The sequence below is a fragment of the Kribbella sp. NPDC026596 genome (assembly GCF_040638415.1).
In the GTDB taxonomy this organism is placed as follows: Bacteria; Actinomycetota; Actinomycetes; order Propionibacteriales; family Kribbellaceae; genus Kribbella.
In genome coordinates this window covers 67,810-93,298 of the sequence record NZ_JBEZYF010000012.1, presented here as the reverse complement: position 1 = coordinate 93,298, position 25,489 = coordinate 67,810, and the positions used below count along the sequence as shown (strand labels likewise).

The following is a 25,489-nucleotide window of genomic DNA, read 5'->3' as shown; positions in this document are numbered from 1 at the left end:
ACCGCACCCCCGCCCCAACCCGGCCGCCCCCGCCCGGCCCACTCCACCCCGCCCGGCCCACTCCACCCCCGCCCGGCCCACTCCACCCCGCCCGGCCCACTCCACCCCCACCCGGCGCACTCCACCCCGCCCGGCCCACTCCACCCCCACCCGGCCCACTCCACCCCGCCGGCCCACTCCCCCACTGCGTCCCTCGGAGGCGCAAACCCTCCAGCTGAAGGGGCAGCCCCTGAGTTGGAGGGTTGCCCACTCAGAATCTCAGGGGGCAACCCTGCAGGTGAGGGGGCAAGCCCTCGGACATCGGTCGTCGCCTGCGGGGCGGGTGGGGTCTGCTTCGATGTAACTCGCTGGAGTTGACCGGTTGTGGTCGGAGATCGCTTTCCGTTACAGGTTGACTCGTCGTTTCGGCCCACCTAAGGTTGCGATCACAGGCTGCGGAAAGCCCTTTCCAAGGCTGAGGACCAGGGAGGCCGCGATGTGCGAGTACGAGCCGGGTGCCGCCGCGGCGCTTCCCGGCGGGATCGGCGTCTCGTTGCTGACGGTGTACGACACCGAAGCCCCAAACGGCCTGGTCGGCGGCACGCCCCACGTGCACCTCGCCTGCTCCGAGGGGTACTACGTGATCGCCGGCTCCGGCGCGGTCCAGGCCCTCACCCCGAAGGGCTTCACCGAGACCCCGCTGCAGCCCGGCACCGTGGTCTGGTTCGACCCCGGCACGATCCACCGGCTGATCAACAGCGGCGGCCTGAAGATCCTCACCCTCATGTCGAACTCCGGCCTCCCGGAGGCGGGCGACGCCGTACTGACGCTGCCGCCCGAGCATCTCATCGACCGCGAGACCTACCTCGAGGCGACCACGCTCACCGGCGAGGTTGAGGCCCGGACCCAGTCCGCGATAGCCCGCCGCGACCTCGCGCTCGAGGGATTCGCCGTACTGCGGAACTCCCTCGAAGCCCACGGCCCGTCCGCGCTGGACGACTTCTACGCGGCCGCGGTCCAGATCGTCCAGCCGCAGCTCGCCAACTGGCGGAAGCGCTGGGAGCAGGGCGCACGCCGCCTGGCCGACGAGACCGGCGCCGCGCTGGACGCCCTCGACGCCGGTACGGCGCCGCACCTGCAGACCGCCGAACTTCATCAACTCCCCGCCCCCACCGAGCTCGGCCGGCACGGCATGTGCGGTCGCCTCGACGTCTACGACATCACTTCGTGAGAGGCAGAACTGTGAACGAGCGACGCATCGGCATCGTGATGAACGGTGTCACCGGCCGGATGGGCCTGCGCCAGCACCTCGAGCGGTCCATCGTGGCGATCCGCGCGCAGGGGGGCCTGCCCGCCGCCGACGGGACGATGATCATCCCCGAGCCCATCCTGGTCGGCCGCAACGAAATGAAACTGCGCCGGATCGCGGAGCAGTACGACCTGACCCGGTGGACCACCGACCTGTCCGAGGCGCTGGCCGAGCCGGACGTCGAGATCTACTTCGACTCCCAGCTGACTCAGCTGCGCGAGAAGGGTGTGCGCGCCGCGGTCGAAGCGGGCAAGGCGATCTACTGCGAGAAGCCGATCGCGGAGAGCCTGGAGGCCGCGGTCGACCTGGCCCGGCTGGTCCGGGACGCCGGACTGAAGAACGGCGTGGTCCAGGACAAGCTGTCGCTGCCCGGTCTGCGGAAGCTGAAGCGGCTTGTCGACGGCGGATTCTTCGGCAAGATCCTCTCGGTCCGCGGCGAGTTCGGCTACTGGGTGTTCGAGGGCGACTGGCAGGAAGCGCAACGGCCGTCCTGGAACTACAAGTCCGAAGAGGGCGGCGGCATCATCGTCGACATGTTCTGTCACTGGCGGTACGTGCTCGACCAGATCTTCGGCCAGGTCAAGACGGTCTACTGCCAGGGCGCGACCCACATCCCGACCCGGGTCGACGAACAGGGCCAGGAGTACGTCGCCACCGCGGACGACGCGGCGTACGGCGTGTTCGAGCTGGAGGGCGGGATCATCGCGCAGCTGAACTCGTCCTGGGCGACTCGGGTGTTCCGCGACGAGCTGGTCGAGTTCCAGGTCGACGGGACCGAGGGCTCCGCGGTCGCCGGACTGCGGAACTGCCGGGCACAGCACCGGTCCGCGACGCCGAAGCCGGTCTGGAACCCGGACCTGCCGGCCACCGAGAAGTTCCGCGACCAGTGGGCGACGGTGCCGGACAACGAGGTGTTCGACAACGGGTTCAAGGTGCAGTGGGAGATGTTCCTGCGGCACGTGGTCGACGATGCGCCGTTCACCTGGGACTTCCTCGAGGCCGCCAAGGGCGTGCAGCTCGCGGAGCTCGGACTGCAGTCGTGGCGCGAGGGCCGCAAGCTCGAGGTCCCGCCACTCGACCTCGAGGCCCGGCTGTGAGTCTCGAACTGAAGCTGCCGGTCGGCGGGGTCGGCGGGGTCGGCGGGTCTCGGGTCGCTGGGAGCCTGGCGACGTACCGGCTGGTGGGCGAACCGGTTGCCCAGGGCCCCTATGCGCCCGCGTCGAGCAGGCTCGCGTTCGCGGCCGCGCATGTTGTCGCCGACCCCTTGGGCGACAACTCGCCGGGGGCGCCCGCGGTGATCGACTGGGAGCACACGCTGGAGTTCCGGCGCCACTTGTGGTCGCTCGGGTTGTCTGTCGCCGAGGCTATGGACACAGCACAGCGCGGCATGGGCCTGGACTGGGCAGCCACGCAGGAGCTGATCCGGCGGTCCGCCGACGAAGCGCCTGACGGACGGATCGCCGTGGGGGTTGGCACAGACCAGCTCACCACCGCAGGCCGACCCGCCGACGGCAACTACGAACTGGACGCGGTGATCGGCGCCTACGAGGAGCAGCTCGCACTGGCCGAGGACGTGGGTGCGCAGCCGATTCTGATGGCGAGTCGGGCGTTGTGTGCGGCGGCTGGATCGCCGGACGACTACCGGAAGGTGTACGACCACCTGCTCGGGCAGTCGTCGCGGCCGGTGATCCTGCACTGGCTCGGCTCGATGTTCGACCCCGCGCTCGACGGTTACTGGGGCAGCGACTCACTCGACACCGCCGCCGACGTTGTCGTCGATCTGATTGTCGACAATGCGACGAAGGTGGACGGGATCAAGGTCTCGCTGCTCGACGACGCCCGAGAGGTCGCCCTGCGCAACCGTCTGCCGGAGGGTGTGCGGCTCTACACCGGCGATGACTTCAACTATCCCGCGCTGATCAAGGGCGACGCCGATCGCTACAGCGACGCGCTGCTCGGGATCTTCGCCGCCATCGCCCCGGCGGCCGCGGCCGCGTTGAAGGCGCTGGACGACGGCGACCTCGACACCTACGACCGGGTGTTCGCGCCAACGGTCCCGCTGGCCCGGCAGATCTTCTCGGCGCCGACGTACTACTACAAGACCGGAATCGCCTTCCTGGCCTGGCTGAACGGGCACCAGCCAGGTTTCACGATGGTCGGTGGTCTGCAGACCGGCCGGTCGCTGCCTCACCTCGCCGACACGTTCCGCCTGGCGGATCAGGCCGGCGTACTCACGAATCCTGAGCTGGCCGTCGAGCGATTCCGGCAACTGCTGCGCGTGGGTGGAGTCGACGCGTGAACCGCTACAGCCTGAACCAGGCGACGACGAAGTACTGGCCGCTGACGGACGTCGTCGCGGCGAGCGCCAAGGCCGACCTGGAATGGATCGGCCTGTGGCGCGAACCGATCCAGGAGTACGGCGTCGACGAGGCAGCGCGACTCGTCTCCGATGCCGGCCTCAAGGTTTCGTCGCTGTGTCGCAGTGGCTTCTTCACCTCGACCGACCCGGCCGAGCGGAAAGCGAAGATCGAGGACAACCGGCGCGCGATCGACGAGGCCGCGACAGTGGGTACGTCGGTACTCGTGCTCGTCAGCGGTGGACTCCCGCCCGGTTCGCGCGATCTCGACGGTGCCCGTTCGATGGTCCGCGACGGGCTGGCCGAACTTGCGCCGTACGCGGAAGAGCGTGGCGTGAAGCTCGCGGTCGAGGCGTTGCATCCGATGTTCTGCTCGGACCGCTGTGTGGTGTCGTCATTGGGCGGCGCGCTCGACCTCGCCGAGCAGTTCCCGGCGTCACAGGTGGGCGTGATCGTCGATGCCTATCACCTGTGGTGGGACGCGGACCTGTACCGGCAGATCGAGCGGGCGGGTGAGCGGATCCTGTCCTACCAGGTGAGCGACTGGGTGGTTCCGCTGCCGGAGGACACGCTGCTCGGGCGCGGCATGATGGGCGACGGTTCGATCGAGCTGCGCCGGCTGCGCGAGGCTTGCGACGCGGCCGGGTACGACGGGCCGATCGAGGTCGAGATCTTCAACCAGAAGCTGTGGGACGCGCCAGGGCAGGAGGTCTTCGACCTCGCGCTGGCGCGATATCAGGAACACGTCATCTAGTAACTGAGGAGCTGTCTGTATGACTATCCCCGCCGGCGGTATCGGGATGCACCTCTACACGATGCGGGACGTCCTGGGCGACGACTACCCGGGGACGTTGAAGCGCCTCGCCGGGATCGGTTACCAGACCGTGGGGGTGAGCGGGCGGTTCGACCACAGTGCCGAGGAGATCCGCTCGTTCGCGGACGACGCCGGACTGTCGATCGTGCTCGAGCACGTCGGCTACAGCCGGCTCACGGACAACTGGGCCGGCGCGCTGGCCGACGTACAGACGCTCGGCGGCCAGTGGGTCGTCGTACCGTCGATTCCGTCCGAGCTGCACTCCGTCGAAGGATTCCGTACGGCGGCGGCGGCGTTCACCGAGGCGGGTAAGGCCGCCCGTGATGCCGGGCTGAAGCTGCTGTTCCACAACCACGGACGCGACTTCGCCGAGGTGGACGGGCAGATCCTCTTCGATCTCCTGCTGGAGGTGGATCCGGAGCTGCTCGGCTTCGAGTTCGACCTCTACTGGGCTGTCGAGGGCGGCCAGGACCCGGCGAAGTACTTCCGTGAGCACCCCGGTCGGTTCCCGGCGCTGCACGTGAAGGACATGGCCGAGGACGGGTCGTGGGAGGACGTCGGCGCCGGCAAGCTCGACTTCGCCGCGATGTTCGCGCACGCCTCGGAGGGCGGTGTCGAGCAGTGGCTGGTCGAGCACGACAAGCCGGTCGACGCGTGGGCCTCGGCCGAGCGAAGCTACCGCGGGCTGACCGAACTGCGGTTCTGACTCAAGCCTTGACCAGGGCTTGACTCGCCGGGGTGTGACGCCTGTGACAAACGATTAACCGCGTCAGATCTGATGACAGGTGCTCACCCCCGGTGAGATCGGCATATTCTCGACGCGTGCCCAACGAGCCAACGGTCCGGCTGACGGCCGTCCGCCGCCTCTACGAGGTGAGCGCGCGGATGGGTGCGGGGCGCAGCCTGGCCGAGACGCTGCAGGCCGTCGTGGACGGCGTCGTCGACGGTCTCGGCTTCGGTATCGCCCTGCTCAACCTGCGGCACGCGGACGGGAAGTTCGAGGTGATCGCGGTCGCTGGATCCCCGGAGGCACGCGAGGCGCTGATCGGAACGGTCAGCGCCGCGGACATCTTCGACGCCGAGTTCGCCATCGCGGACAAGTGGGGGAAGTTGCGCTTCGTACCGCACGAGCGACTCCCGGAGGGCGAGGTCATCGGCTGGGTGCCCGACGTACCGGTGTCTGACGATCCGGACGCCTGGCATCCGCTGGACGCGCTGTTCGCGCCCCTGTACTCACCCGACGGTGAGCTGGTCGGCATGCTCGCGGTCGACCTGCCTGAGGACCAGCGCCGGCCAGGCCCGATCCACCGGGAGCTGCTGGAGATCTTCGCCACCCAGGCCGGGCTGGCGATCGACAAGGCCCGGCTGACCGATCAACTACGGGCCGAGAAGGCGCGGCTGGAGGTCAGCGAGACCACGTTCCGGAAGGTCTTCGAGGGCGCCGGCAACGGGATGGCGACGATCGCGTTCGACGGGCCGGACCTGGGCCGGATCCTGCGCGTCAACGACGCGTTCTGCCGGATCACCGGGTACGCCGCGGACCAACTGGTCGGCACGCGGATGGTGGACTTCCTCCGCGACGAGGAGCCCGACCAGACCCGCCACGAGCTCGAACAGGTTGCCGAAGGCAACGGGACGTACCGGTTCGAGCGGATCTTCTCGCAGCCCAGCGGGAACGAGATCTGGCTCGGTGGTACGGCGGCGATCGTCGGGCAGGGCGCCGGCCAGCCGCGGATCCTGCTGATCCAGATCGACGACGTGACCGCGCGCAAGGTCGCCGAACGCGAACTCCGCCACCACGCGGCCCACGACCCGCTCACCGGTCTGCCGAACCGCCGGCTGCTCCAGCACCGCTTCGCTTCCGTTCTGGAACGGACCCGCGCTTCCGGCCGGCCAGGCGCCTTGCTGTTCTGCGACCTGAACCACTTCAAGCTCGTCAACGACGGGTACGGCCACGAGGCCGGCGACCGTGCTCTCCGTGAGATCGCCGGCCGGCTGACCGCCGGGGTCCGCCACGGCGACACCGTGGCCCGGCTCGGCGGCGACGAGTTCGCCGTACTCGCCGAGGACATCGCCGGGGACGACCTGGACGCCCTGATCGCACGGGTCGAGGCCGCGGTCAGCCGCCCGCTGCCGAACATCGACGTCCAGGTCACCACGAGCATCGGCACCGTCCCGATCACGCCGGCCGCAACCGACCTCGACGCCCTCCTCCACGCGGCCGACCAGGCCATGTACGCCGTCAAACACCGCCGCTCGTAGACTTCCCGCGGTGGACGATCAGGAGTTGCGCGGCGGGTTCGTGAACGTGGTGGTCCGCCGAGGGGACGCCGTACTGCGGAAGCCCGGTGAGCGGGCGGAATTCGTGCACGCACTGCTGAGGCTGCTGGATGCGTGGAGTGGGGCGCCGCGGTTTCTCGGCGTGGACGAGGACGGGCGTGAGCGGCTGAGTTTCGTCGACGGCTATGTCGCGTGGGAACGTCCGTGGCAAGACGCGGTGACGTCGGTCGAGACGCTCGAGTCAGTGGGGGCGTTGGTTCGTGAGTTCCACGACCTCACCGCTGGTACGGCGCTCGCCGGTGATCAGGAGGTGGTTTGCCATAACGACCTGTCGCCGAAGAACACCGTCTACACCTCTGACGGCACACGCGCCATCACCTTCATCGACTGGGACATAGCCGCTCCCGGTCCGCGTATCCACGACATCGCCTTCATTTGCTGGCAATACGCCGACCTCGGCGACGTTGCGCGCGTCGTACCCCAATGGAAGGCGCTGTTGAGCGGTTACGGCTCGACCGATCTCACCGACCTCGTCGCCACTATCCTCTGGTGGCAGTCGCGGGCCGCGGACGGCATCGACGCCGCGGCCGCCGCCGGTGACTCCGCAATGCAGCACCTCGTGAACCTCGGCGTACCGGCAGATATCCGCAGGCAACGCGACTGGGTCCAGGCCAACGCAGCCGAATTGCAGGAAGCTGCTGCCCAGGGCTTATGAGCCCAGTTGGGCGAGGGCGTCGTCTGTCAGGCGGTAGACGGTCCATTCGTCTTGGGGGCCGGCGCCCAGGGACTTGTAGAAGTCGATGGCGGGGGTGTTCCAGTTGAGGACGGACCACTCGAGGCGTTCGTAGTTGTTGCGGACGCATTCTTGGGCCAGTGCGGTGAGGAGGGCTTTGCCGAGGCCGGTGCCGCGGGTTTCGGGGCGGACGAAGAGGTCTTCCAGGTAAATGCCGTGGACGCCGCGCCAGGTGGAGAAGCTGAGGAACCAGAGTGCGCAGCCGGCCACCTCGCCCTCGTGTTCGGCGACATGGCAGAAGACCGCGGGCGTCGGTCCGAACAGGGCGGTCTGCAGTTGCTCCGCGGTGAGGCGGCACTCCTGGGGCGCGCGCTCGTACTCGGCCAGGCCGTACACCAGGTCCACGATCGCGGGGATGTCTTCGGGACGCGCACGTCGTACTCGGTCGTCGATTTGCATGCCCCTATCGTGCCGGTTGCTCGATCTACCGAGCATTCCCGTTAGCTTACCGACCAACTGTGAGCCACCCGCGGGCGGAAGGCTGACCGCAATCCCGCCGCCCACCAGGAGGAACTCTCACATGTCCGTTTCACGTCGCCGCCTTCTCGGCCTGGGCGGTGCGGGCACCGCCGCCGTGCTGCTCGGCACCGGGGCCCGGGACGCCTCGACCACGTACGCCGCTCCGTCCGCCACAGGCAATCCGTTTACGCAACGAGGTCGCCCGGGACGAGCACTTCCGCCACGTCGTACGGCGGTCCAGCGTCGTCGCGACCCCTGAGCTCGGCCACTCGGTCCACACCGAGACCTTCGACCTGGCCCGGTACCGGCTGCAGCACGCGCTCTACAAGACCGAGGCGCCGCTGCAGGCCGCGCACGCGGCGCATCCGTGGATCCACACGTTCGACGACCATGAGGTGGAGAACAACTGGGCCGGCGACCTCTCCCAGGCCGACACCGAGCCGGACCAGGACCCGGCCGTGTTCCGGGCTCGCCGGGCGCAGGCCTTCCAGGCGCTCTACGAGCACATGCCGCTGCGGCACGCGCAGATGCCGGCCGGCCCGGACATCCGCTACCACCGCCGGCTCCCGTACGGCCGGCTCGCGGACTTCACCCTCCTGGACACCCGCCAGTACCGCACCGACCAGCCCTGCGGCGACGGCGACTCGTCCACCTGTGACGACCGGTTCAACCCGGACAACACCATGGTCGGCGGCAAGCAGCGCGCATGGCTGCTGGACGGCTTCCGCCAGTCACACGCCCGCTGGCAGGTGATCGGCAACCAGACCCCGATGGGCCAGACGGACTGGACTCCCGGTCCGGAGACGCACGTCTGGCTGGACCCGTGGGACGGTTACGTTGCCGAGCGCAACAAGGTACTCGCGGCCGCCCAGGACAGCGGCGTCCGCACCCTGGTCGTGATCACCGGCGACCGGCACCAGAACCACGCCCTCGAGCTCAAGCGCGACTTCGCCGACCCGGACTCGGCCACGGTGGGCACCGAGTTCGTCGGTACGTCGATCACCAGCGGCGGCGACGGTTCCGACACGACCGACCAGGGTCAGCAGTTCCTGGCCGCCAGCCCGTACCTGAAGTTCTTCAACTCCCAGCGCGGCTATGTCCGCGTCACCGTGGACCGGAAGCAGTGGCGCTCCGACTTCCGCGTCGTCCCCTTCGTCCAGACCCAGGGCGCTCCGATCAGCACGCGCGCGACGTACGTCGTGGAGGACCGCAACCCGCACGTGCACGCATCCTGATCACTTCCGGGAGAAGATGCCGAGGGCGTCGTACGCGATCCAGGAGCCTTGGTCCTTGAAGAGTTCGAGGACGTTCGCTCCGGCGCGGAACAGCGCCCTCGGCAGCGGTCGTTCGAGGTACGACGGTCTCAGCGGCGAACCGGGATAGGTGCTGTCGGCAATCGTCGATCCCTTGGTCGCCCCGTTGGCGAAGGTGAGGCGGTCGACCTCGGTGCCGTTGACGGTGAGCACCGCGGAGGCGGCCAGGCTGGCGTGGCTGTCGATCAACCACAGGGCCAGATCGAGATCCTGCTCCGGTACGGCGGTCAGCTCGAAGCGGAACGTGGCCCGGTGGTTCTTGGAGCCGGCCCACTTGTCGGCCGGGCCGGGTAGCAGGTACGACCAGTCCGCCGACGGGGTCGACGTACCAAAGGTGTAGTCGACGTCCGACGGGAAGCGGGCCGGATAGCCGGCGTACCCCTTCGGCGACAGCGCGAGCTCGGAGCCCTTGCCGTCGAAGGTCCCGACCGTCGCGACCGGTACGCCGGACACCGTGACCGAGGTCAGGTTGGCGACGGCTGCGGCCCCGGACGACCGCGATCTGTTGCCAGCGGCATCGACCGTGACCACGTGGTAGGACCTGGTGACGCCGGTGAAGCCGAGGCCGCGGTGGACGAAGTGTGGGTAGACCGTCTTGCCGACCAAGGTGTCGTCGACGTACACGGCGTAGTGGTCGACAACGGTTATCCACGAGACCGGCTTCCAGTCGAGCGTGACGGTGCCGATCGCGCCGGCGCCGTGCAGGCCGGTGATGGCGGGTGGGCGGTTCGTCACAATGCCTCCAGGCGGGGAGCGTCGACGGGGGTGCGGAAGGCGGCGACCACGTGCGGCTCGGCGTTCGCGTCCGCCTGGATATAGGGGAAGTTGACGAACTCGGTGGTCAGCTCAGAGCGGGTGAGGGTCGTGTATACGTATCCGCGGCGGGCGTTGTAGAGCTTGACGTACGGGTGCTGCAGCCAGTCCTTCGCATACGTGTCGGTGTCGGTTCCGTCGCCGTTGGATCCGATCGACGAACAGACCAGTTCGACGCCGACTGTCCGCGAGTCCGGATTCGCGAAGTCCAGCTTGAGCTCGGATGCCACGTGGCGGTGGATGTCACCGGTGAGCATGACCGCGGTCCCGGCCTGGCTCATCGCCTCGATCACGCGCCGCCGGTTCGCGGGATAGCCGTCCCACTGCTCGGTCCGGTCGTCGGTGATCGCGGTGAGGACGACGCCGCCCGCGAGGATGTTCCAGGTCGCGGGCGAGTGCTGGAGGCCGTCGTACAGCCAGGCCTCTTGCTCGGCGCCCATGATGGTGCGCTGCTCGGACACTCGATCGGCCTCGCTGACCGGCAATGGGTCGCGGTACTGGCGGGTGTCGAGCAGGTGGACCCGGGCCAGCGAGCCGACGTCGTACCGCCGGTAGAGCTGGCCGTCCGGACCGTGCGGGAGGCTGTTCAGAGCGACCGGCAGGTTCTCGTAGAACGCGCGGTAGGCCACGGCCCGGCGATGCACGAAGAGCTCCGGCGGGATCCCGTACAGCGAGTTGTCGGCGCCGTAGTTGTTCTGCACCTCATGGTCGTCCCAGACCACGAACCAGGGCGCGGCCGCGTGCGCGGCCTGCAGGTCCGGGTCGGTCTTGAACAGGCTGTACCGCAGCCGGTACTGCTCGAGGGTCTCGATCTCGACGCCGTGTTCGGGACCGACCGTGACACCCTCGCGCCAGAGGTTGTCTCCGGCAACGATTCCGTACTCGTAGATGTAGTCGCCGAGGAAGAACACCGCGTCCGGCGAGCGGCGGGCGATGTCCTTGTACGCGGGGAAGTAGCCGTGGTACCAGGCCTGGCAGGACGCGGTGGCGAAGGTGAACTGGTCGCCGCTCACCGGCAACGTCTTCGCCCGGCCGACCGGACTGACCTCGGTGCCGGCCCGGAAACGGTAGAAGTACTCGCGACCCGGCCGGAGCCCGCGCACCTCGGGATGTACGGCGTGCGCCAGCTCAGGCGTGGCGATCGCGAGCCCTCGCCGTACGACGTGCTTGAACAGGCTGTCCTCGGCCACTTCGTACTGCACGGGTACGCGGTCGGCGCGCATCCCGCCGTGGCCGTCGGTGGCCAACGGGGTCGGGGCCAGCCGGGTCCACAGCACGAAGCCGTCCGGCCGGGGATCGCCGGACGCGACACCGAGCGCGAACGCACCGGACGGGATCGGACGACCGGGCGTGGCGTCGGCACTGGCCGGCGCGGCGACACCGATCGCGACCGACGCGGCACCGAGTCCGGTCAGTTGGAGGAAGGTACGTCGGGAGGGAGGAGGCACGGGCGGGCTCCGTTCCAAAGAGGGTGTCACATTCTTACGTAAGCAGCGTTCGAAAGGTAACCCCTTGACAATGCATTCAGCACTGACGGTGCTGAGTCTGTGCGGATATTCCTGTTGGAATCCGCGGTCCGGGCGAGCGAGGTTGGATGCATGGCAGCTGACACGAACAAGACCCGCCGGATCGGTGACGTCGAGGTGTCCGCGATCGGGCTCGGCGGGATGCCGATGTCGATCGAGGGCCGGCCCGACGAAGCCCGGTCGATCGCGACCATCCACGCCGCCCTCGACGCGGGGATCACGCTGATCGACACCGCCGACGCGTACCACCTGACCGCGACCGATGTCGGTCACAACGAGAGCCTGATCGCCAAGGCACTGGCGTCGTACGGCGGTGACACGTCGAACGTGCTCGTCGCCACCAAGGGCGGCCACGAGCGTCCGGGCGACGGTCGCTGGACCGTGGACGGCTCACCGAAGCACCTGTTCGAGGCGGCCGACGCGTCGCTGAAGCGGCTCGGTGTGGAGGCGATCGGGCTGTACCAGTTCCACCGGCCCGACCCGAAGACGCCGTACGAGGACTCGATCGGTGCGATCCGGGACCTGCTCGACGCGGGCAAGATCCGGCTGGCCGGCATCTCGAACGCGAACCCGGACCAGATCAAGCAGGCCAACGAGATCCTCGGCGGCCGCCTGGTCTCGGTGCAGAACCAGTTCTCCCCCGCCTTCCGCTCCAGCGAGCCGGAGCTCGAGCTGTGCGACGAGCTCGGCATCGCGTTCCTGCCCTGGTCCCCGCTCGGCGGCATCTCCAACGCCGGCGATCTCGGCTCCAAGCACCCCGCCTTCCACCAACTCGCCGCCGACCTGGGCGTAAGCCCCCAGCGCCTGACTCTCGCGTGGATGCTGGCGAAGTCGCCGTACGTCATCCCCATCCCCGGCTCCAGCCGCCCCGAGACCATCCGCGACTCCTACTCCGCCACCGACCTGACCCTCACCCCAGACCAGGTAGCCGCGCTCGACGCAGCCTGATTCTGCTGGCCTCCCCAGGGCTCGATTGCAACAAGTGGCAGTTGTCCACAGATCGTCCGAGCCCGCCCTACGTCGACCGCTCGGACCGCTAGAGTCGAGTTTCGGTGCCACTCCGTGATCACGGAGTGGCACTGAGCACGTATGAGGCAGCCGACTCTGGGGAGGCATACGTGGGCATCTGCGTCCGCTGCGGGAATCAGCGAGATCCGGTCGGACAGAGTTGCCCGCACTGCGGTGCGACCGGTGCTCGACCGGTCGACCCGACCGTGGCGTCGTTCCAGGAGCAGCCCGGCCCGCCGACCGCTCCTCAGAGTTCCTGGCAACCGACTTCCTCACCGGTCGCCCTCCCGGCGCCGCGGGTCTCGATCGGAACGAAGCTGCGCCGGGTGTTCAGCCGGCCGCCGGGCTACCAGAACACTTTCGTCTGGTTGATCACCGGCATGCTGCGCAATCCGCGCGGTCTGATCGGCGCGCTCATCGCCAGCTGGTTCAACCTGCCGGTGGCCATCCTGCTCGGCGGGGTCGGCATGATCGCCGGCGGCGCCCTCGGGTACTTCGGTGGCGCGTTCGGCGGCAACAACGCCGCGATCCTTTGCGACCGGCCTGGCCGCCGAAGTCGAGCAGGGCGGTCGCTGGGTCTGGCAGAGCCGGCCCGCGGCCATCACACTGGCAGTCTGCGCCGTCCTCGTCGGGCTCGGGCTCGTCGTGACCGGCGGCCTCACCGGCGACGTCACGCTGATCGTCGGCGCCGCGCTGGTCAGCAGCGCAGCACTCGCCTGCATCGTGCTGGCCTTCCGGCGGCAGAGCTGGCAACTCGCCGCCCGGTCGGCCGAGACCGTGATCGAGTATCCCGGACTCTGACCGCCGTACACGTCGGCCACGCGGGGCGGTGCGGGGAATGACTCGCCAGGGAGTGGCGTTCTGGTAGTTTAATAGTGAACTACCTGGTGGCAGGTGCGAGCGAGGAGGACAGATGCAGTTCGGTGTGTTCAGCGTCGGGGATGTGACCGAGGACCCGACGACCGGGACGACCGTGAGCGAGGGCGAGCGGATCAAGGCGATGGTGGCCATCGCGTTGAAGGCCGAAGAGGTCGGGCTGGACGTGTTCGCGCAGGGTGAGCACCACAACCCGCCGTTCGTGCCGTCGTCGCCGACCACGCAGCTCGGGTTCATCGCCGCGAAGACGTCGAAGATCATCCTCTCCACCTCGACGACCCTGATCACCACCAACGACCCGGTGAAGATCGCCGAGGACTACGCGATGCTGCAGCACCTGGCCGAGGGCCGGGTCGACCTGATGATGGGGCGCGGCAACACCGGTCCGGTGTACCCGTGGTTCGGTCAGGACATCCGCAACGGCATCGCGCTCGCGGTCGAGAACTACGCCCTGCTGCGCCGGCTCTGGCGCGAGGAGGTCGTCGACTGGGAAGGCAAGTTCCGTACGCCGCTGCAGGGGTTCACGTCGACCCCGCGGCCGCTCGACGGCGTACCGCCGTTCGTCTGGCACGGCTCGATCCGGTCACCCGAGATCGCCGAGCAGGCGGCGTACTACGGTGACGGGTTCTTCCACAACAACATCTTCTGGCCGATCACCCACACCGCGCGGATGATCGAGCTCTACCGCAGCCGCTTCGAGCACTACGGGCACGGCGCCGCGGACCAGGCGATCGTCGGTCTCGGTGGTCAGGTGTTCATGCGCAAGAACTCGCAGGACGCCGTCCGGGAGTTCCGGCCGTACTTCGACAACGCGCCGGTGTACGGACACGGCCCGTCGCTGGAGGACTTCACCCGGGAGACCCCGCTGACGGTCGGCAGCCCGCAGGAAGTGATCGAGCGGACGCTGTCGTTCCGGGAGGCCTTCGGTGACTACCAGCGGCAGCTGTTCCTGATGGACCACGCCGGGTTGCCGTTGAAGACCGTGCTGGAGCAGCTGGACATCCTCGGCGAAGAGGTGGTTCCGGTGCTGCGCAAGGAGTTCGCGGCGAAGAAGCCGGCACATGTGCCGGACGCGCCGACGCATGCTTCACTGAAGGCCGCCGCCGAGCGGGCGCGCGACCTGGAGACGATCGAGGAGCCGACGGTATGACCGAGCGAGTGATCGCTGTGGTGACGGCCGGGCTGACGACGCCGTCGTCGTCCCGGCTGCTCGCCGACCAGCTTGCGGCCGCGATCCAGGACGAGCTGTCCGGCCGCGGGATCGAGTCTCGGATCGAGCTGATCGAGGTGCGCGACCACGCGCACGACCTGACCAACAACCTGCTCACCGGCTTCCCGACGGCATCCTTGCGGACTGTCCTGGACACGGTGACCGCGGCCGACGCGCTGATCGTGGTCAGCCCGACCTTCAGCGCGTCGTACTCCGGGCTCTTCAAGATATTCTTCGACGTACTGGACGACCAGGCCCTGGCCGGCAAGCCCGTCCTGCTCGCCGCAACCGGCGGCACCGAGCGGCACTCCCTGGTCCTCGAGTTCGCCCTGCGCCCGTTGTTCGCCTACCTGAAGGCAGCCCCGGTTTCCACCGCCGTGTACGCCGCCTCGACCGACTGGGGCCCGAACGCGGCGAAGCTCCGCACCCGCATCGCGCAGGCAGCCACCGACCTGGTCGCGGCCCTTCACCATGAGAAGCCGATCCCGACTGACCCGTACGACAACCCCACCCCGTTCGAGGACCTGCTCAACAGCTAGGCGGACCGCTCCTCGATCAGCAGACCGATCCCGTCGAGGATCCTGGTCAGGCCGAACGCCAGAGCGTGGGCTGGGTCGAGGACGGATTGGAAGTGTTCGCCGACCGCGGTGCCGACGCGGCCGGCGACGGGGAAGTGCTGAGCCGTCCCGGACATCACGTGCGTGAGGGTCGGCGAGATCTGACGCCACCACTCCTCGTCGGTGAGGCCGGAGTCGCGTTGGGTGCGGAGTTGTTCGGCGCCGGCGCGGGCGGTGCCCTGGACGTGGGTGAGGACCAGGGTGAGGGCGGAGTCCATCTCGACATCCGTGAGGCCGAGGCCGTCCAGGGGACGTAGCTCGGCCTCGTACTTCTTGGTGATGTTCGGGCCCAGCGCCGTACGCATCGTCGGGACCTCGTGGATCCACGGGTGCTCGGTCAGGACGTCCCAGTTGCGGTGGGCGATGAACTCCAGAGCTCCCCGCCATCCCCCGGGCTGACCGGCCGGCTCGTCGACGTCGGCGTACAGGTCGCCGTACACGCGGTCGAACATCAGGTCGGTCAGCTCACCCTTGCCGGGCACGTGGGTGTAGAGCGACATCGTGCCGGCCTTCAGCCGCTCGGCGACCATCCGCATCGAGACCGCCTCGAGCCCCTGCGCGTCGGCCAGCTCGATCGCGGCGTCCACGATCGCGCGGACGGTCAGGCCGGAGCGGCCGGCCTTCGTATGACTGCCCCAGAGCAGCGCCAGGCTGCGCGCCGGATCGGGCGCGGCCACCTTCTTTCCAGTCAACGGGAACATTCTCCAGCCGGTCGTCGTTGTCCCGATCGTACCTGAGTCGTACAGTGTACGGTACAGTCTACGACTCAACCGGGCGAGAGGTGGGAAGTGACTACGGAACGTGTGATCGAGGCCGTCGGCGTACGGAAGCACTACAAAGGCGGCACCGAGGGGGCTGGTCTGAACGGATTCGACCTGGAGGTCATGGCCGGCACGGTGACGGGGCTGCTCGGCCCCAACGGCGCCGGCAAGACGACAGCGGTGCGGATCCTCTCCACGCTGCTGGAACTGGACTCCGGTACGGCGACCATCGCGGGGTACGACGTCTGCCGGCAAGGCGCCGAGGTCCGGCGCCGGATCGGGCTGGTCGGGCAGTACGCCGCGATCGACGAAGTCCTGACCGGGCGGCAGAACCTGGTCATGTTCGGCCGGCTGAACCACCTGGCGCACGCCGTCGCCGTACGCCGGGCGGACGAACTGCTCGAGCGGTTCAGCCTGACGGACGCGGCCGGCCAGGCGGTCAGCAAGTACTCCGGCGGTATGCGGCGGCGGCTCGACCTCGCTGCGAGTCTGATCGTGGCCCCACGAGTTCTTTTTGTGGACGAGCCGACGACCGGCCTGGACCCGGCCGGGCGGCTCGAGGTGTGGTCCGCGGTACGGCAACTGGTCGACGGCGGGACGACGGTGCTCCTGACCACGCAGTACCTGGAGGAGGCGGATCAGCTGGCGAACCGGATCTCGATGCTCAAGGAGGGCAAGGTCGTTGCCGAGGGCACCCCGGACGAGCTGAAGACCCGACTCGGGTCGGACTGGCTGGATCTCGTACTCACGGATCCCTTGGACGTCAGCACAGTGGTCGAGTTGGCGAAACCTCTGGCGGACGGGGAGATCCGGGTGAGCGACGTACGGATCAGCGTGCCGGTCAAGGACCGCACCAAAGCCCTGGTGGTGATCGCCAACTCGTTGCATGAGGCAAAGATCGAACCGGAGGACATCACCTTGCGCAGACCGACCCTGGACGAGGTCTTCCTACACCTGACCGGACCGGAGGTAGCCGCATGACGGCGTTTGGCTGGGCACTGGCGGACAGTTGGACGATCGCGCGGCGGACGCTGGTGCACTGGCGGATGCAGCCGGGGATCGTGATCTTCAACTGGTTCTTCCCGGTGCTGATGTTGCTGATGTTCGGCGCGTTGCTGGGCGGCGCGATGGACTTCCCCGACGGTGAGTCGTACTACGAGCTCCTCGTGCCGGGGATCTTCGCGCTGTCGATGCTCTTCGGGCTGGAGGGCACGATGACCGCGGTCACTCAGGACAAGGACAAGGGAGTGACGGACCGCTTCCGGTCGCTGCCAATGAGCTCGGCGGCGGTCGTCCTCGGGCGGTGCATCGCGGACATGCTCGACTCGGCGGTGACGCTGCTCGTGCTGGTCGCGACCGGGCTCGCGCTCGGCTGGCGGTGGCACGAGGGGCTTCTGTCTGCGCTGGGCGCGTTCGGGTTGCTCCTGCTGCTGCGGTTCGCGTTGCTGTGGATGGGGATTTTCATTGGACTGACGGTGAAGAACGCGCAGAGCGTGACGATGGTCCAGGTCTTGGTCTGGCCTATCGGCTTCCTGTCCAGCGCCTTCGTCGCCACCTCGACGATGCCGTCCTGGCTCGGCACCATCGCGCAGTGGAACCCGCTGTCCGCGACGGCCACCGCCTCCCGTGCCCTCTTCGGCAACCCCGACCCGTCGGCCACCGCGACCTGGATCGGCACCCACGCCGAACTGGCCGCCCTCATCGCGCCTGCCCTACTGATCGCAGTCTTCCTCCCCCTCTCCGCCCACCGCTTCCGCACCTTGTCCCGCTGAGCCGGACCTCCGCCACTCACCAAACCCCGATCCAAGCTCGGCTGCACCAACCGGTGAGCGTGCAGCGGGGCGACGGATCGAGGTTGGTGAGTGGCGGGAGTCCGCCTACGGCATCAGTTGGCCGCCGTTGACCTCGATGATCTGGCCGGTGACGTAGGAGGCCATCCGGTCGGAGGCGAGGAAGAGGATGGTGCCGACGCACTCGTGCGGGGTGCCGGTGCGGCCCATCGGGATGGTGCCGACCAGCGCGGTCAGCTGCTCGTCGCCGGTGTGCCGGTCGTGGAACGGGGTCTTGATGACACCGGGCGCGATCGCGTTGACCCGGATGCCCTCGGGCGCGAGCTCCTTGGCCAGGCCGCGGGTGAAGGTGCTGACCGCGCCCTTGCTGGTCGCGTAGACGACCGACCCGCCGCCACCGCCGTTGCGGCCGGCGATCGAGGTCACGTTGACGATCGCGCCACCGCCCTGGGCGCGGAACACCGGCACGATCCGGCGGCTGAGCGCGAACACCGACGTCAGGTTCACGTCCAGGATCCGGTGGAACTCCTCGTCCGGTACGTCGGCCACCGCGGTCCGCTTGACCAGGTCACCGGCGTTGTTCACCAGTACGTCGATCCGGCCGTGCTCCGCGAGTACGTCGTCGATGAACGCGTCGGCCGACTTCGGGTCGGCCAGGTCCGCCTGGTGCAGGGACGCCGTACCGCCGGCCGTCTGCACCGCACCCACCGTGTGCTTCGCGCCGTCGGAGTTGCGGTGGTAGTGCAGGGCGAGCGTCGCCCCGGTCTCCGCGAACCCGGCCGCCGCCGCGGCCCCGATCCCGCTGCTGGCGCCGGTCACCACGACAACCTGATCCCTGAAATCCAGATATCCCATGCGCCCTATCCTCTCCTGCCCGCGCCGGACATAACGCGCCGTACGCGGGTCCGTAGGACGGAACCGAGCGGTAGATTCGACGAATGGGATACGCGCTCGGGCAGCTGGGGCTGCGACGGTGGCGGACGGCGGATGCGTTGCGGCTGGCGGCGGCGCACCGGGATCCCGAGATGCGGACGCAGGGCGGGATCGTGGACCGGGCCTCGGCGGTGGACTGGATCGGGCGGGTCGCCGACCTGGACAACGGGCATGTTTACGCCGTCGCGGACGCCGACGACCACCCGATCGGGTGCGTGGCGGTGACGAACATCGACCGGCACCAGGTGGGCTGGACGTGGTACTGGACCCTCGCCGACGTCCGCGGGCAAGGCGTCGCCCGGGACGCGCTCCGCGCCCTCGCCGGCTGGGCCCACCACGACGCCGGCCTCTACCGGCTCGAGCTCGGGCATCGCCTCAACAACCCCGCGTCCTGCGCGGTCGCCGCCGGCGCGGGCTTCCTCTCCGAGGGCCTCGAACGCCAGCGCCTCGCGTACGACGGCGCCCGCTACGACGTCGAGCGCCACGCCCGCCTGATCACGGACCCCCTGATCGCACCCGAACGCCCGGTGACGATCTCCAGCTGAGTCAGATCGTCAGCTTCGGGTGGCGGTTGACGTCCTTGTACAAGAGGTAGCGGAAACGGCCCGGGCCGCCGGCGTAGCAGGCTTGCGGGCAGAAGGCCCGGAGCCACATGAAGTCGCCCGCCTGGACCTCGACCCAGTCCTTGTTGAGGAGGTAGACGGCCTTGCCCTCGAGGACGTAGAGGCCGTGCTCCATCACGTGGGTCTCGGGGAACGGGATCACGCCGCCGGGCTCGAAGCTGACGATGTTGACGTGCATGTCGTGCCGTACGTCGTCCGGATCGGCGAACCGCTGGGTCTTCCAGCGGCCCTCGGTGCCCGGCATCGCGATGCCCTCGACGTCGGCCTCGTTGGTGACGAAGGCCGGCGGTACGTCGATGCCCTCGATCCGCTCGTACGCCTTGCGGACGAGGTGGAAGGTGGCGACCGCGTCACTCGTGTTCCGCAGGGTCCAGTCGCCGCCCGGTGGCAGGAACGCGTACCCGCCCGGCGCGAGTGCGTGCTTCTCGCCGGCGACCGTGAGTACCAAGTTGCCTTGGACAACGAACAGGACGGCCTCGGCGGCCGGGTCGGTCTCCGGCTTGTCGCTGCCGCCGCCCGGCGCGACCTCGACGATGTACTGCGAGAACGTCTCGGCGAACCCGGACAGCGGCCGGGCGATCACCCACAGCCGGGTGTCCTCCCAGAACGGGAGCCGGCTGGTGACGATGTCGCGCATCGTGCCGCGCGGGAGGACGGCGTACGCCTCGGTGAAGACCGCGCGGTCGGTGGTGAGGTCGGTCTGCGCGGGCAGTCCACCCTTCGGGGCGTAGTAGCTCATCCTTGTCCTCCTCGGGTCAGCAGGCGGCCACGGGGGCCGGCTTCACTGTCGACGGGTTGGCCCCTTAGCCAGGTGCTGCGAACGACGCTGTCGAGCGTGCGTCCGTCGTACGGCGTGATGGCGTTCTTGTGGCGCAGGGTCTTCGCGTCCACGACGAAGGACTCGTCGGGGGCGAGGACGCAGAAGTCGGCGTCGTAGCCGACCTCGAGCCGGCCCTTGGTGCGCAATCCGGTCTGCGCGGCCGGGGCGGCGGACATCCAGCGGGCGACGTCGGTCAGTGTGAAGCCGCGGCGGCGGGCCTCGGTCCAGACCGCCGGCAGGCCGAGCTGCAGCGAGGCGATGCCACCCCAGGCGGTGCCGAAGTCGCCGGTGTCCAGGTTCTTGAGGTCGATCGTCGACGGCGAATGGTCGGAGACAACCAGGTCGATCGTGCCGTCTCTGAGCCCGTCCCAGAGGAGGTCGCGGTTGGCGGCCTCGCGGATCGGCGGGCAGCACTTGTACTGCGTCGCGCCGTCGGGGATCTCCTCCGCGGTGAAGGTCAGGTAGTGCGGGCAGGTCTCGGCGGTGATCCGGACGCCGTTGTCGCGCGCCTTGGCGATGATCGGCAGGACCTCGGCGCTGGAGACGTGCAGGATGTGCACGCGACAGCCGGTCGCGCGGGCCAGCTCGATGACGTGCGCGACGGCCTCGTTCTCCGCTTCGCGTGGGCGGGAGTGCAGGAAGTCGAGGTAGCTTCTGCCGTTCGCCGGCGGCGCGTCGTCGATCCGGTGGGCGTCCTCGGCGTGCACGATCAGCAAGCCGTCGAACGCGCTGATCTCGCGCATCGCAGCCTCGACCTGCGCGGGGTCCAGCGGCGGGAACTCCTCGACGCCCGAGTGCAGCAGGAAGCACTTGAAGCCGAAGACGCCGGCCTCGTGGAGTGGGCGGAGCTCGGGGACGTTCCCCGGGATCGCGCCGCCCCAGAAGCCGACGTCGACGTACGCCTGGGTCTGGGCTGTCTTGCGTTTGAGGTCGAGCGCCGGCGGGTCGCAGGTCGGCGGGATGCTGTTGAGCGGCATGTCGATGATCGTGGTGACACCACCGGCCGCGGCGGCGCGCGTTGCGGAGGTGAAGCCTTCCCACTCGGTACGGCCGGGGTCGTTGACGTGCACGTGGGAGTCGATCAGACCCGGGAGCAGTACTTCGTCCTCGGCCAGCCGCACGTCCGTGGCGGCGTCGAGATCGGCGTCGTACGGCGCGATCGCGACGATCCGCCCGTCCCGGACCCCGACGGCACAGGCCGTCTCGCCCGCCGTACGCACCGCCCGGCGAGCCCGGATCACGAGGTCCAGCAAGCTCATCCACGTCCTCGCTTCGCTCCGGGCGCGGATGAGCGACGAGGCGCACTGTGCTTGACGATGAACTCGCTTCGCTCGTTCATGCGATGCCCCTCTCGGTTGCTGTCATCGTAAGGTGCTCCACCGCGATCCGTTCCCCGATCCGCTCCAGCAGAGGCCGCGGTTCGGCGATGCACCGGTTGACGTCCGGCTCCAACTCAGTCAGCGCGTACGCCGCCCGTACCCCAGCGTTGCGCAGTTGCTGAGGCTCCAGGTGATTGACGCCGCAGACAGCTACCACCGGAATGTCCTTCGCTCCCGCCGCGACACCCGCGACCGCCTTGCCATGCAGCGTCTGGTCGTCCAGGGCACCTTCTCCGGTGATCACCAGATCCGCGCCGGCGAGCTGCTCGTGGAAGCCGACCAACTCGAGCACGAGGTCGATCCCCGGCCTGAGCTCGGCACCCAGCAGAGCCAGCGCGGCGAACCCCACCCCACCCGCCGCGCCGGCCCCGGGCTCGTCACGGAGATCCTTCCCGGTCTCCCGCGCCACAAGGTCGGCCCAGCGACTCAGTCGGGCATCAAGCTCGGCCACCTGCGCCTGGTCGGCGCCCTTCTGCGGACCGTAAACGGCAGCGGCACCATCAGGACCGGTCAGCGGGTTATCCACGTCGCAGGCAACGACAACCTCCACCCCCTCCAGCCGCCGGCGCAGCGCGGTCAGGTCGAGCGAGGTCGCGCTGGCCAGATCCCCACCCACGAGCCGCGCACCCAGCGCCTGGACGAGGCCGACCCCACCGTCGGTGGACGCGCTACCGCCGATCCCAAGGGTGATCTTCCGGCACCCCGCGTCAAGAGCCGCCGCAATCACCTCGCCGGCCCCACGAGAGCTGGCACCCATCGGCGCCCGCCGCCCACCCGGCAGCCGAACCAGCCCACAAACATCAGCCAACTCCACAACCGCGACATCACCACAAGCACCGGACTCGCCGCGAGTACCGGAGCCTCCACGCGCGGACGCCGCCCCGGCGCCGCGCCCGTTGGTTGGCGCGGCGGGGACGGGGTCGTGGGCGTAGCCCGTGGGGACTGGTTCGCCGGTGGGGCCTGTGGCGGTTACCGGGACCAGCGTGAAGCCCGCGGTGACGGCGGCGGTTAACGTGCCGTCGCCGCCGTCGGCTACTGGGATGGGGACCACGGTGGTGTCGGGGTGGACTCGGCGGAGTCCGACGCCGACCGCGGTCGCCACCTCGGCGCTGGTCAGGCTGCCCTTGAACTTGTCAGAGGCAACAATCACCCGGAACATCAGTCGAGCAGCGCGAGCGCGGTGGGTGCGTCCTCGGGGACCTCGGCCACGTCCTCGAACTCGACGATGTTGTCGATCTCCAGGCCCATCGACACGTTCGTGATGCGCTCCAGGATGACCTCGACCACGATCGGGACCCGGTGCTCGACCATCAGCTTCTTGGCCTGCTCCAGCGCCGGCAGGATGCCGTCCGGCTCGAACACCCGCAACGCCTTGCAGCCAAGGCCTTCCGCGACCTTCACGTGGTCGACGCCGTACCCGTTGACCTCGGGGCTGTTGATGTTCTCGAACGACAGCTGCACGCAGAAGTCCATGTCGAACCCGCGCTGCGCCTGCCGGATCAGCCCGAGGTAGGAGTTGTTTACGACGACGTGGATGTACGGGATGTTGAACTGCGCCCCGACCGCCAGTTCCTCGATCAGGAACTGGAAGTCGTAGTCACCCGACAACGCCACCACCGTGCTGTCGGGATCCGCGACCGCGACCCCCAGCGTGGCCGGCACGGTCCACCCGAGCGGCCCGGCCTGACCGGCGTTGATCCAGTGCCGCGGCCGGTACACGTGCAGCATCTGCGCGGCCTGGATCTGCGACAACCCGATCGTGCTGACGTAGCGGACGTCCGGCCCGAATGCCCGGTTCATCTCCTCGTACACGCGCTGTGGCTTGATCGGCACCACATCGAAGTGCGTCTTCCGCTGCAGTTCCGTACGCCGCTTGCGGCACTCCGCAGCCCACGTGGACCGGTCGGCCAACTTGCCCTCGGCAGCCCACTCACGCGCCACCTCGACAAACATCTCCAAAGCGGCGCGAGCGTCCGACACGACCCCGTAGTCCGGCGCGAACACCCGACCGATCTGCGTCGGCTCGATGTCGACGTGGATGAACTTCCGCTCGCCCCGGTACACGTCCAGACCGCCAGTGTGCCGGTTGGCCCAGCGGTTGCCGATACCGAGGACCAGATCCGAGGACAGCATGGTCGCGTTGCCGTAGCGGTGCGACGTCTGCAGCCCCACCATGCCCGCCATCAGCGGGTGGTCGTCCGGCAGCGTGCCCCAGCCCATCAACGTCGGTACGACGGGAATCCCGGTCAGCTCCGCGAATTCGACCAGCAGGTCAGCCGCGTCCGCGTTGACGACCCCGCCACCGGCGACGATCAGCGGTCGCTCGGCGGCCGCCAGCATCGTGAGCACCTTCTCGGCCTGCGCCCGGGTCGCCGCCGGGCGGGACACCGGCAACGGCTCGTAGGTCTCGATGTCGAACTCGATCTGGGCCAGTTGCACGTCCAGCGGCAGGTCGATCAGCACCGGACCCGGACGACCGTCGCGCATCAGCTGGAACGCCTTCTGGAACGTCCCCGGCACCTGCGCGGCCTCCATCACGGTGACCGCCCACTTCGCGACCGGCTTGGCGATCGAGGCGATGTCAACCGCCTGGAAGTCCTCCTTGTGGAGCTTGGCGACCGGCGCCTGGCCGGTGATGCACAGGATCGGGATCGAGTCGGCCGACGCCGAGTACAGGCCGGTGATCATGTCGGTTCCGGCCGGTCCCGACGTACCGATGCAGACCCCGATGTTGCCGGCCTTGGCCCGGGTGTAGCCCTCGGCCATGTGCGAGGCGCCCTCGACGTGCCGGGCAAGCACGTGCTTGATGCCGCCGTGCTGCCGCATCGCGCTGTAGAACGGGTTGATCGCGGCGCCGGGCAGCCCGAACGCCTGCGTGGACCCTTCCTTCTCCAGGATCAGAACCGCGGCGTCGACCGCGCGCATGCGGGCCATCAGCCAATCGCCTTTCCGGACAGGCGCTCCACGCCACGCAGCAGCGCGGAGTGGTCGAGACCGCCGTCGCCGTTGGCCCGGGCGGACGCGACCAGCTGGGCCACCAGGGCGCCGAGCGGTACGACGACACCCGCCTCCCGCGCGGCCGCGGTGACGATGCCCATGTCCTTGTAGTGCAGGTCGATCCGGAAGCCGGGCTGGAAGGAGCGGGACAGCATGTTCTCCTTCTTCTGGTTCAGTACGGCGGAACCGGCCAGGCCACCACCGAGGACTTCCAGGGCCGCCTTGGTGTCGACGCCGTACGCCTCCAGGAAGACCACGGCCTCGGCCACGGCCTGGATGTTGGCGGCGACGATCAGCTGGTTCGCGGCCTTGACGGTCTGACCCGACCCGCTCGGACCCACGTGGACGACGGTCTTGCCGACGGCGTCGAACAGCGGCTTGGCGGTGGCGAAGTCGTCCGCCTCACCGCCGACCATGATCGACAGCGCGGCGTTCTTGGCGCCCGCCTCGCCACCGGAGACCGGCGCGTCGAGCATCCGGAAGCCGAGCGCCCGCGCCTGCTCGGCGAGCTGCTGCGTGACGTCGGGGCGGATGCTGGAGAAGTCGATGATCAGCGTGCCGGTCTCGGCCTGCTGGAAGACACCGTCCTCGCCCTCGAGGACGTCCTGGACGTCGGGCGAGTCCGGCACCATCACGCAGACCACGTCGGCGCCCTTGACCGCGTCGGCGATCGAGGCGGCCGCGCGGCCGCCGGCGTCGACGAGGGTCTGGGTCCGCTCCGGGCTCCGGTCGAGACCGGCCACGGAGTGACCGGCGTTGACCAGGTGAACAGCCATCGGGTTGCCCATGATCCCGAGGCCGATGAAAGCAAGGTTCGTCATGTGAGGTCTCC

At 68.9% G+C, this 25,489-nt stretch carries 24 protein-coding genes and 1 pseudogene; 15 read left to right on the top strand and 10 right to left on the bottom strand.

Annotation, left to right across the window (positions count from 1 at the left end; genetic code table 11):
* Nucleotides 1-475: 475 nt before the first annotated feature.
* The 7 genes from AB0E63_RS12670 to AB0E63_RS12640 all read left to right on the top strand — a co-directional run bounded on the left by AB0E63_RS12670 (nucleotide 476) and on the right by AB0E63_RS12640 (nucleotide 7,454).
* Nucleotides 476-1,210 carry a cupin domain-containing protein gene (locus tag AB0E63_RS12670; RefSeq protein WP_360364745.1) on the top strand — a complete coding sequence of 245 codons (735 nt, stop codon included), beginning with the start codon at nucleotides 476-478 and terminating at the stop codon, nucleotides 1,208-1,210.
* 11 nt (nucleotides 1,211-1,221) lie between these two features.
* Complete coding sequence (locus AB0E63_RS12665; RefSeq protein ID WP_360364743.1) at nucleotides 1,222-2,385, top strand: Gfo/Idh/MocA family oxidoreductase; 1,164 nt, start codon at nucleotides 1,222-1,224, stop codon at nucleotides 2,383-2,385.
* Nucleotides 2,382-3,587 carry a dihydrodipicolinate synthase family protein gene (locus AB0E63_RS12660; RefSeq protein WP_360364742.1) on the top strand — a complete coding sequence of 402 codons (1,206 nt, stop codon included), beginning with the start codon at nucleotides 2,382-2,384 and terminating at the stop codon, nucleotides 3,585-3,587. Before AB0E63_RS12665 ends, AB0E63_RS12660 begins: the two co-directional genes overlap by 4 nt.
* A complete protein-coding gene (locus tag AB0E63_RS12655) occupies nucleotides 3,584-4,399 on the top strand; it encodes a sugar phosphate isomerase/epimerase (RefSeq protein ID WP_360364740.1) in 816 nt (271 codons plus the stop codon). Before AB0E63_RS12660 ends, AB0E63_RS12655 begins: the two co-directional genes overlap by 4 nt.
* 19 nt (nucleotides 4,400-4,418) lie before the next feature.
* Nucleotides 4,419-5,165, top strand: coding sequence for a sugar phosphate isomerase/epimerase (locus tag AB0E63_RS12650; protein WP_360364738.1), 747 nt, complete (start codon nucleotides 4,419-4,421; stop codon nucleotides 5,163-5,165).
* Between the two features lie 116 nt (nucleotides 5,166-5,281).
* A complete protein-coding gene (locus tag AB0E63_RS12645; RefSeq protein WP_360364736.1) occupies nucleotides 5,282-6,721 on the top strand; it encodes a diguanylate cyclase in 1,440 nt (479 codons plus the stop codon).
* A 10-nt stretch (nucleotides 6,722-6,731) separates the two neighbouring features.
* Complete coding sequence (locus AB0E63_RS12640; protein WP_360364734.1) at nucleotides 6,732-7,454, top strand: phosphotransferase; 723 nt, start codon at nucleotides 6,732-6,734, stop codon at nucleotides 7,452-7,454.
* Here the strand turns inward: AB0E63_RS12640 and AB0E63_RS12635 are convergent.
* A complete protein-coding gene (locus tag AB0E63_RS12635) occupies nucleotides 7,449-7,931 on the bottom strand; it encodes a GNAT family N-acetyltransferase (protein WP_360364732.1) in 483 nt (160 codons plus the stop codon). The genes AB0E63_RS12640 and AB0E63_RS12635 overlap by 6 nt on opposite strands.
* 158 nt (nucleotides 7,932-8,089) lie before the next feature.
* On the opposite strand from AB0E63_RS12635, the gene AB0E63_RS12630 reads away from it, so the two are divergent.
* Nucleotides 8,090-9,226, top strand: coding sequence for an alkaline phosphatase D family protein (locus AB0E63_RS12630; protein WP_360364730.1), 1,137 nt, complete (start codon nucleotides 8,090-8,092; stop codon nucleotides 9,224-9,226).
* Here AB0E63_RS12630 and AB0E63_RS12625 read toward each other — a convergent pair whose 3' ends face one another.
* Together AB0E63_RS12625 and AB0E63_RS12620 are read right to left on the bottom strand one after the other, a co-directional pair.
* Nucleotides 9,227-10,039, bottom strand: a complete 813-nt coding sequence (locus AB0E63_RS12625) for a polysaccharide lyase family protein (protein ID WP_360364728.1) — start codon at nucleotides 10,037-10,039, stop codon at nucleotides 9,227-9,229.
* Nucleotides 10,036-11,565 carry an alkaline phosphatase D family protein gene (locus tag AB0E63_RS12620; RefSeq protein ID WP_360364726.1) on the bottom strand — a complete coding sequence of 510 codons (1,530 nt, stop codon included), beginning with the start codon at nucleotides 11,563-11,565 and terminating at the stop codon, nucleotides 10,036-10,038. The genes AB0E63_RS12625 and AB0E63_RS12620 overlap by 4 nt, the downstream gene beginning before the upstream one ends.
* Nucleotides 11,566-11,715: 150 nt before the next feature.
* Here AB0E63_RS12620 and AB0E63_RS12615 point away from each other — a divergent pair, with 150 nt between their 5' ends.
* The 4 genes from AB0E63_RS12615 (at nucleotide 11,716) to AB0E63_RS12600 (ending at nucleotide 15,276) form a co-directional block, all read left to right on the top strand.
* Nucleotides 11,716-12,591 (top strand): aldo/keto reductase, encoded by an 876-nt coding sequence (locus tag AB0E63_RS12615; RefSeq protein ID WP_360364724.1) that lies wholly within the window; start codon nucleotides 11,716-11,718, stop codon nucleotides 12,589-12,591.
* 558 nt (nucleotides 12,592-13,149) lie between these two features.
* Nucleotides 13,150-13,452: a hypothetical protein gene (locus tag AB0E63_RS12610; protein WP_360364722.1), complete on the top strand. Its 303-nt coding sequence runs from the start codon at nucleotides 13,150-13,152 to the stop codon at nucleotides 13,450-13,452.
* 112 nt (nucleotides 13,453-13,564) lie between these two features.
* A complete protein-coding gene (locus AB0E63_RS12605; RefSeq protein ID WP_360364720.1) occupies nucleotides 13,565-14,677 on the top strand; it encodes an LLM class flavin-dependent oxidoreductase in 1,113 nt (370 codons plus the stop codon).
* Nucleotides 14,674-15,276 (top strand): FMN reductase, encoded by a 603-nt coding sequence (locus AB0E63_RS12600; RefSeq protein ID WP_360364718.1) that lies wholly within the window; start codon nucleotides 14,674-14,676, stop codon nucleotides 15,274-15,276. Before AB0E63_RS12605 ends, AB0E63_RS12600 begins: the two co-directional genes overlap by 4 nt.
* Here the strand turns inward: AB0E63_RS12600 and AB0E63_RS12595 are convergent.
* The gene (locus AB0E63_RS12595; protein ID WP_360364716.1) at nucleotides 15,273-16,046 is read right to left on the bottom strand and encodes a TetR/AcrR family transcriptional regulator; all 774 of its coding nucleotides are present in this window, start codon (nucleotides 16,044-16,046) and stop codon (nucleotides 15,273-15,275) included. The two genes, AB0E63_RS12600 and AB0E63_RS12595, sit on opposite strands and share 4 nt — an antisense overlap.
* A 96-nt stretch (nucleotides 16,047-16,142) precedes the next feature.
* On the opposite strand from AB0E63_RS12595, the gene AB0E63_RS12590 reads away from it, so the two are divergent.
* Both AB0E63_RS12590 and AB0E63_RS12585 read left to right on the top strand, forming a co-directional pair.
* Entirely contained in the window at nucleotides 16,143-17,096 is a 954-nt protein-coding gene (locus AB0E63_RS12590) for an ATP-binding cassette domain-containing protein (protein ID WP_360364715.1), read from the top strand.
* Nucleotides 17,093-17,887, top strand: a complete 795-nt coding sequence (locus tag AB0E63_RS12585) for an ABC transporter permease (RefSeq protein ID WP_360364713.1) — start codon at nucleotides 17,093-17,095, stop codon at nucleotides 17,885-17,887. The genes AB0E63_RS12590 and AB0E63_RS12585 overlap by 4 nt, the downstream gene beginning before the upstream one ends.
* A 105-nt stretch (nucleotides 17,888-17,992) precedes the next feature.
* Here AB0E63_RS12585 and AB0E63_RS12580 read toward each other — a convergent pair whose 3' ends face one another.
* A complete protein-coding gene (locus AB0E63_RS12580; RefSeq protein WP_360364711.1) occupies nucleotides 17,993-18,760 on the bottom strand; it encodes an SDR family NAD(P)-dependent oxidoreductase in 768 nt (255 codons plus the stop codon).
* Between the two features lie 83 nt (nucleotides 18,761-18,843).
* On the opposite strand from AB0E63_RS12580, the gene AB0E63_RS12575 reads away from it, so the two are divergent.
* Nucleotides 18,844-19,383 (top strand): GNAT family N-acetyltransferase, encoded by a 540-nt coding sequence (locus tag AB0E63_RS12575; RefSeq protein ID WP_360364709.1) that lies wholly within the window; start codon nucleotides 18,844-18,846, stop codon nucleotides 19,381-19,383.
* A 1-nt stretch (nucleotide 19,384) separates the two neighbouring features.
* On the opposite strand, the gene AB0E63_RS12570 is transcribed toward AB0E63_RS12575, so the two are convergent.
* The 5 genes and pseudogenes from AB0E63_RS12570 to AB0E63_RS12550 all read right to left on the bottom strand — a co-directional run.
* Nucleotides 19,385-20,200: a bifunctional allantoicase/(S)-ureidoglycine aminohydrolase gene (locus AB0E63_RS12570; RefSeq protein WP_360364707.1), complete on the bottom strand. Its 816-nt coding sequence runs from the start codon at nucleotides 20,198-20,200 to the stop codon at nucleotides 19,385-19,387.
* A complete protein-coding gene (gene allB / locus AB0E63_RS12565; RefSeq protein WP_360364705.1) occupies nucleotides 20,197-21,540 on the bottom strand; it encodes an allantoinase AllB in 1,344 nt (447 codons plus the stop codon). The genes AB0E63_RS12570 and allB overlap by 4 nt, the downstream gene beginning before the upstream one ends.
* 76 nt (nucleotides 21,541-21,616) lie before the next feature.
* The gene (locus AB0E63_RS12560) at nucleotides 21,617-22,819 is read right to left on the bottom strand and encodes a glycerate kinase (protein ID WP_360364703.1); all 1,203 of its coding nucleotides are present in this window, start codon (nucleotides 22,817-22,819) and stop codon (nucleotides 21,617-21,619) included.
* Complete coding sequence (gene gcl / locus AB0E63_RS12555) at nucleotides 22,819-24,594, bottom strand: glyoxylate carboligase (protein ID WP_360364701.1); 1,776 nt, start codon at nucleotides 24,592-24,594, stop codon at nucleotides 22,819-22,821. The genes AB0E63_RS12560 and gcl overlap by 1 nt, the downstream gene beginning before the upstream one ends.
* A pseudogene (locus tag AB0E63_RS12550) lies at nucleotides 24,594-25,484 on the bottom strand (2-hydroxy-3-oxopropionate reductase); the annotation flags it as partial. The gene gcl and the pseudogene AB0E63_RS12550, both read right to left, overlap by 1 nt.
* Between the last annotated feature and the right edge of the window lie 5 nt (nucleotides 25,485-25,489).

Coding starts and splice junctions, on each gene's coding strand:
- AB0E63_RS12650 (WP_360364738.1), top strand. CDS start 4,419: ATGACTATCCCCGCCGGCGGTATCGGGATGCACCTCTACACGATGCGG.
- AB0E63_RS12615 (WP_360364724.1), top strand. CDS start 11,716: ATGGCAGCTGACACGAACAAGACCCGCCGGATCGGTGACGTCGAGGTG.
- AB0E63_RS12605 (WP_360364720.1), top strand. CDS start 13,565: ATGCAGTTCGGTGTGTTCAGCGTCGGGGATGTGACCGAGGACCCGACG.
- AB0E63_RS12585 (WP_360364713.1), top strand. CDS start 17,093: ATGACGGCGTTTGGCTGGGCACTGGCGGACAGTTGGACGATCGCGCGG.
- AB0E63_RS12670 (WP_360364745.1), top strand. CDS start 476: ATGTGCGAGTACGAGCCGGGTGCCGCCGCGGCGCTTCCCGGCGGGATC.
- gcl (WP_360364701.1), bottom strand. CDS start 24,594: ATGGCCCGCATGCGCGCGGTCGACGCCGCGGTTCTGATCCTGGAGAAG.
- AB0E63_RS12575 (WP_360364709.1), top strand. CDS start 18,844: ATGGGATACGCGCTCGGGCAGCTGGGGCTGCGACGGTGGCGGACGGCG.
- AB0E63_RS12580 (WP_360364711.1), bottom strand. CDS start 18,760: ATGGGATATCTGGATTTCAGGGATCAGGTTGTCGTGGTGACCGGCGCC.
- allB (WP_360364705.1), bottom strand. CDS start 21,540: ATGAGCTTGCTGGACCTCGTGATCCGGGCTCGCCGGGCGGTGCGTACG.
- AB0E63_RS12560 (WP_360364703.1), bottom strand. CDS start 22,819: ATGTTCCGGGTGATTGTTGCCTCTGACAAGTTCAAGGGCAGCCTGACC.
- AB0E63_RS12570 (WP_360364707.1), bottom strand. CDS start 20,200: ATGAGCTACTACGCCCCGAAGGGTGGACTGCCCGCGCAGACCGACCTC.
- AB0E63_RS12635 (WP_360364732.1), bottom strand. CDS start 7,931: ATGCAAATCGACGACCGAGTACGACGTGCGCGTCCCGAAGACATCCCC.
- AB0E63_RS12600 (WP_360364718.1), top strand. CDS start 14,674: ATGACCGAGCGAGTGATCGCTGTGGTGACGGCCGGGCTGACGACGCCG.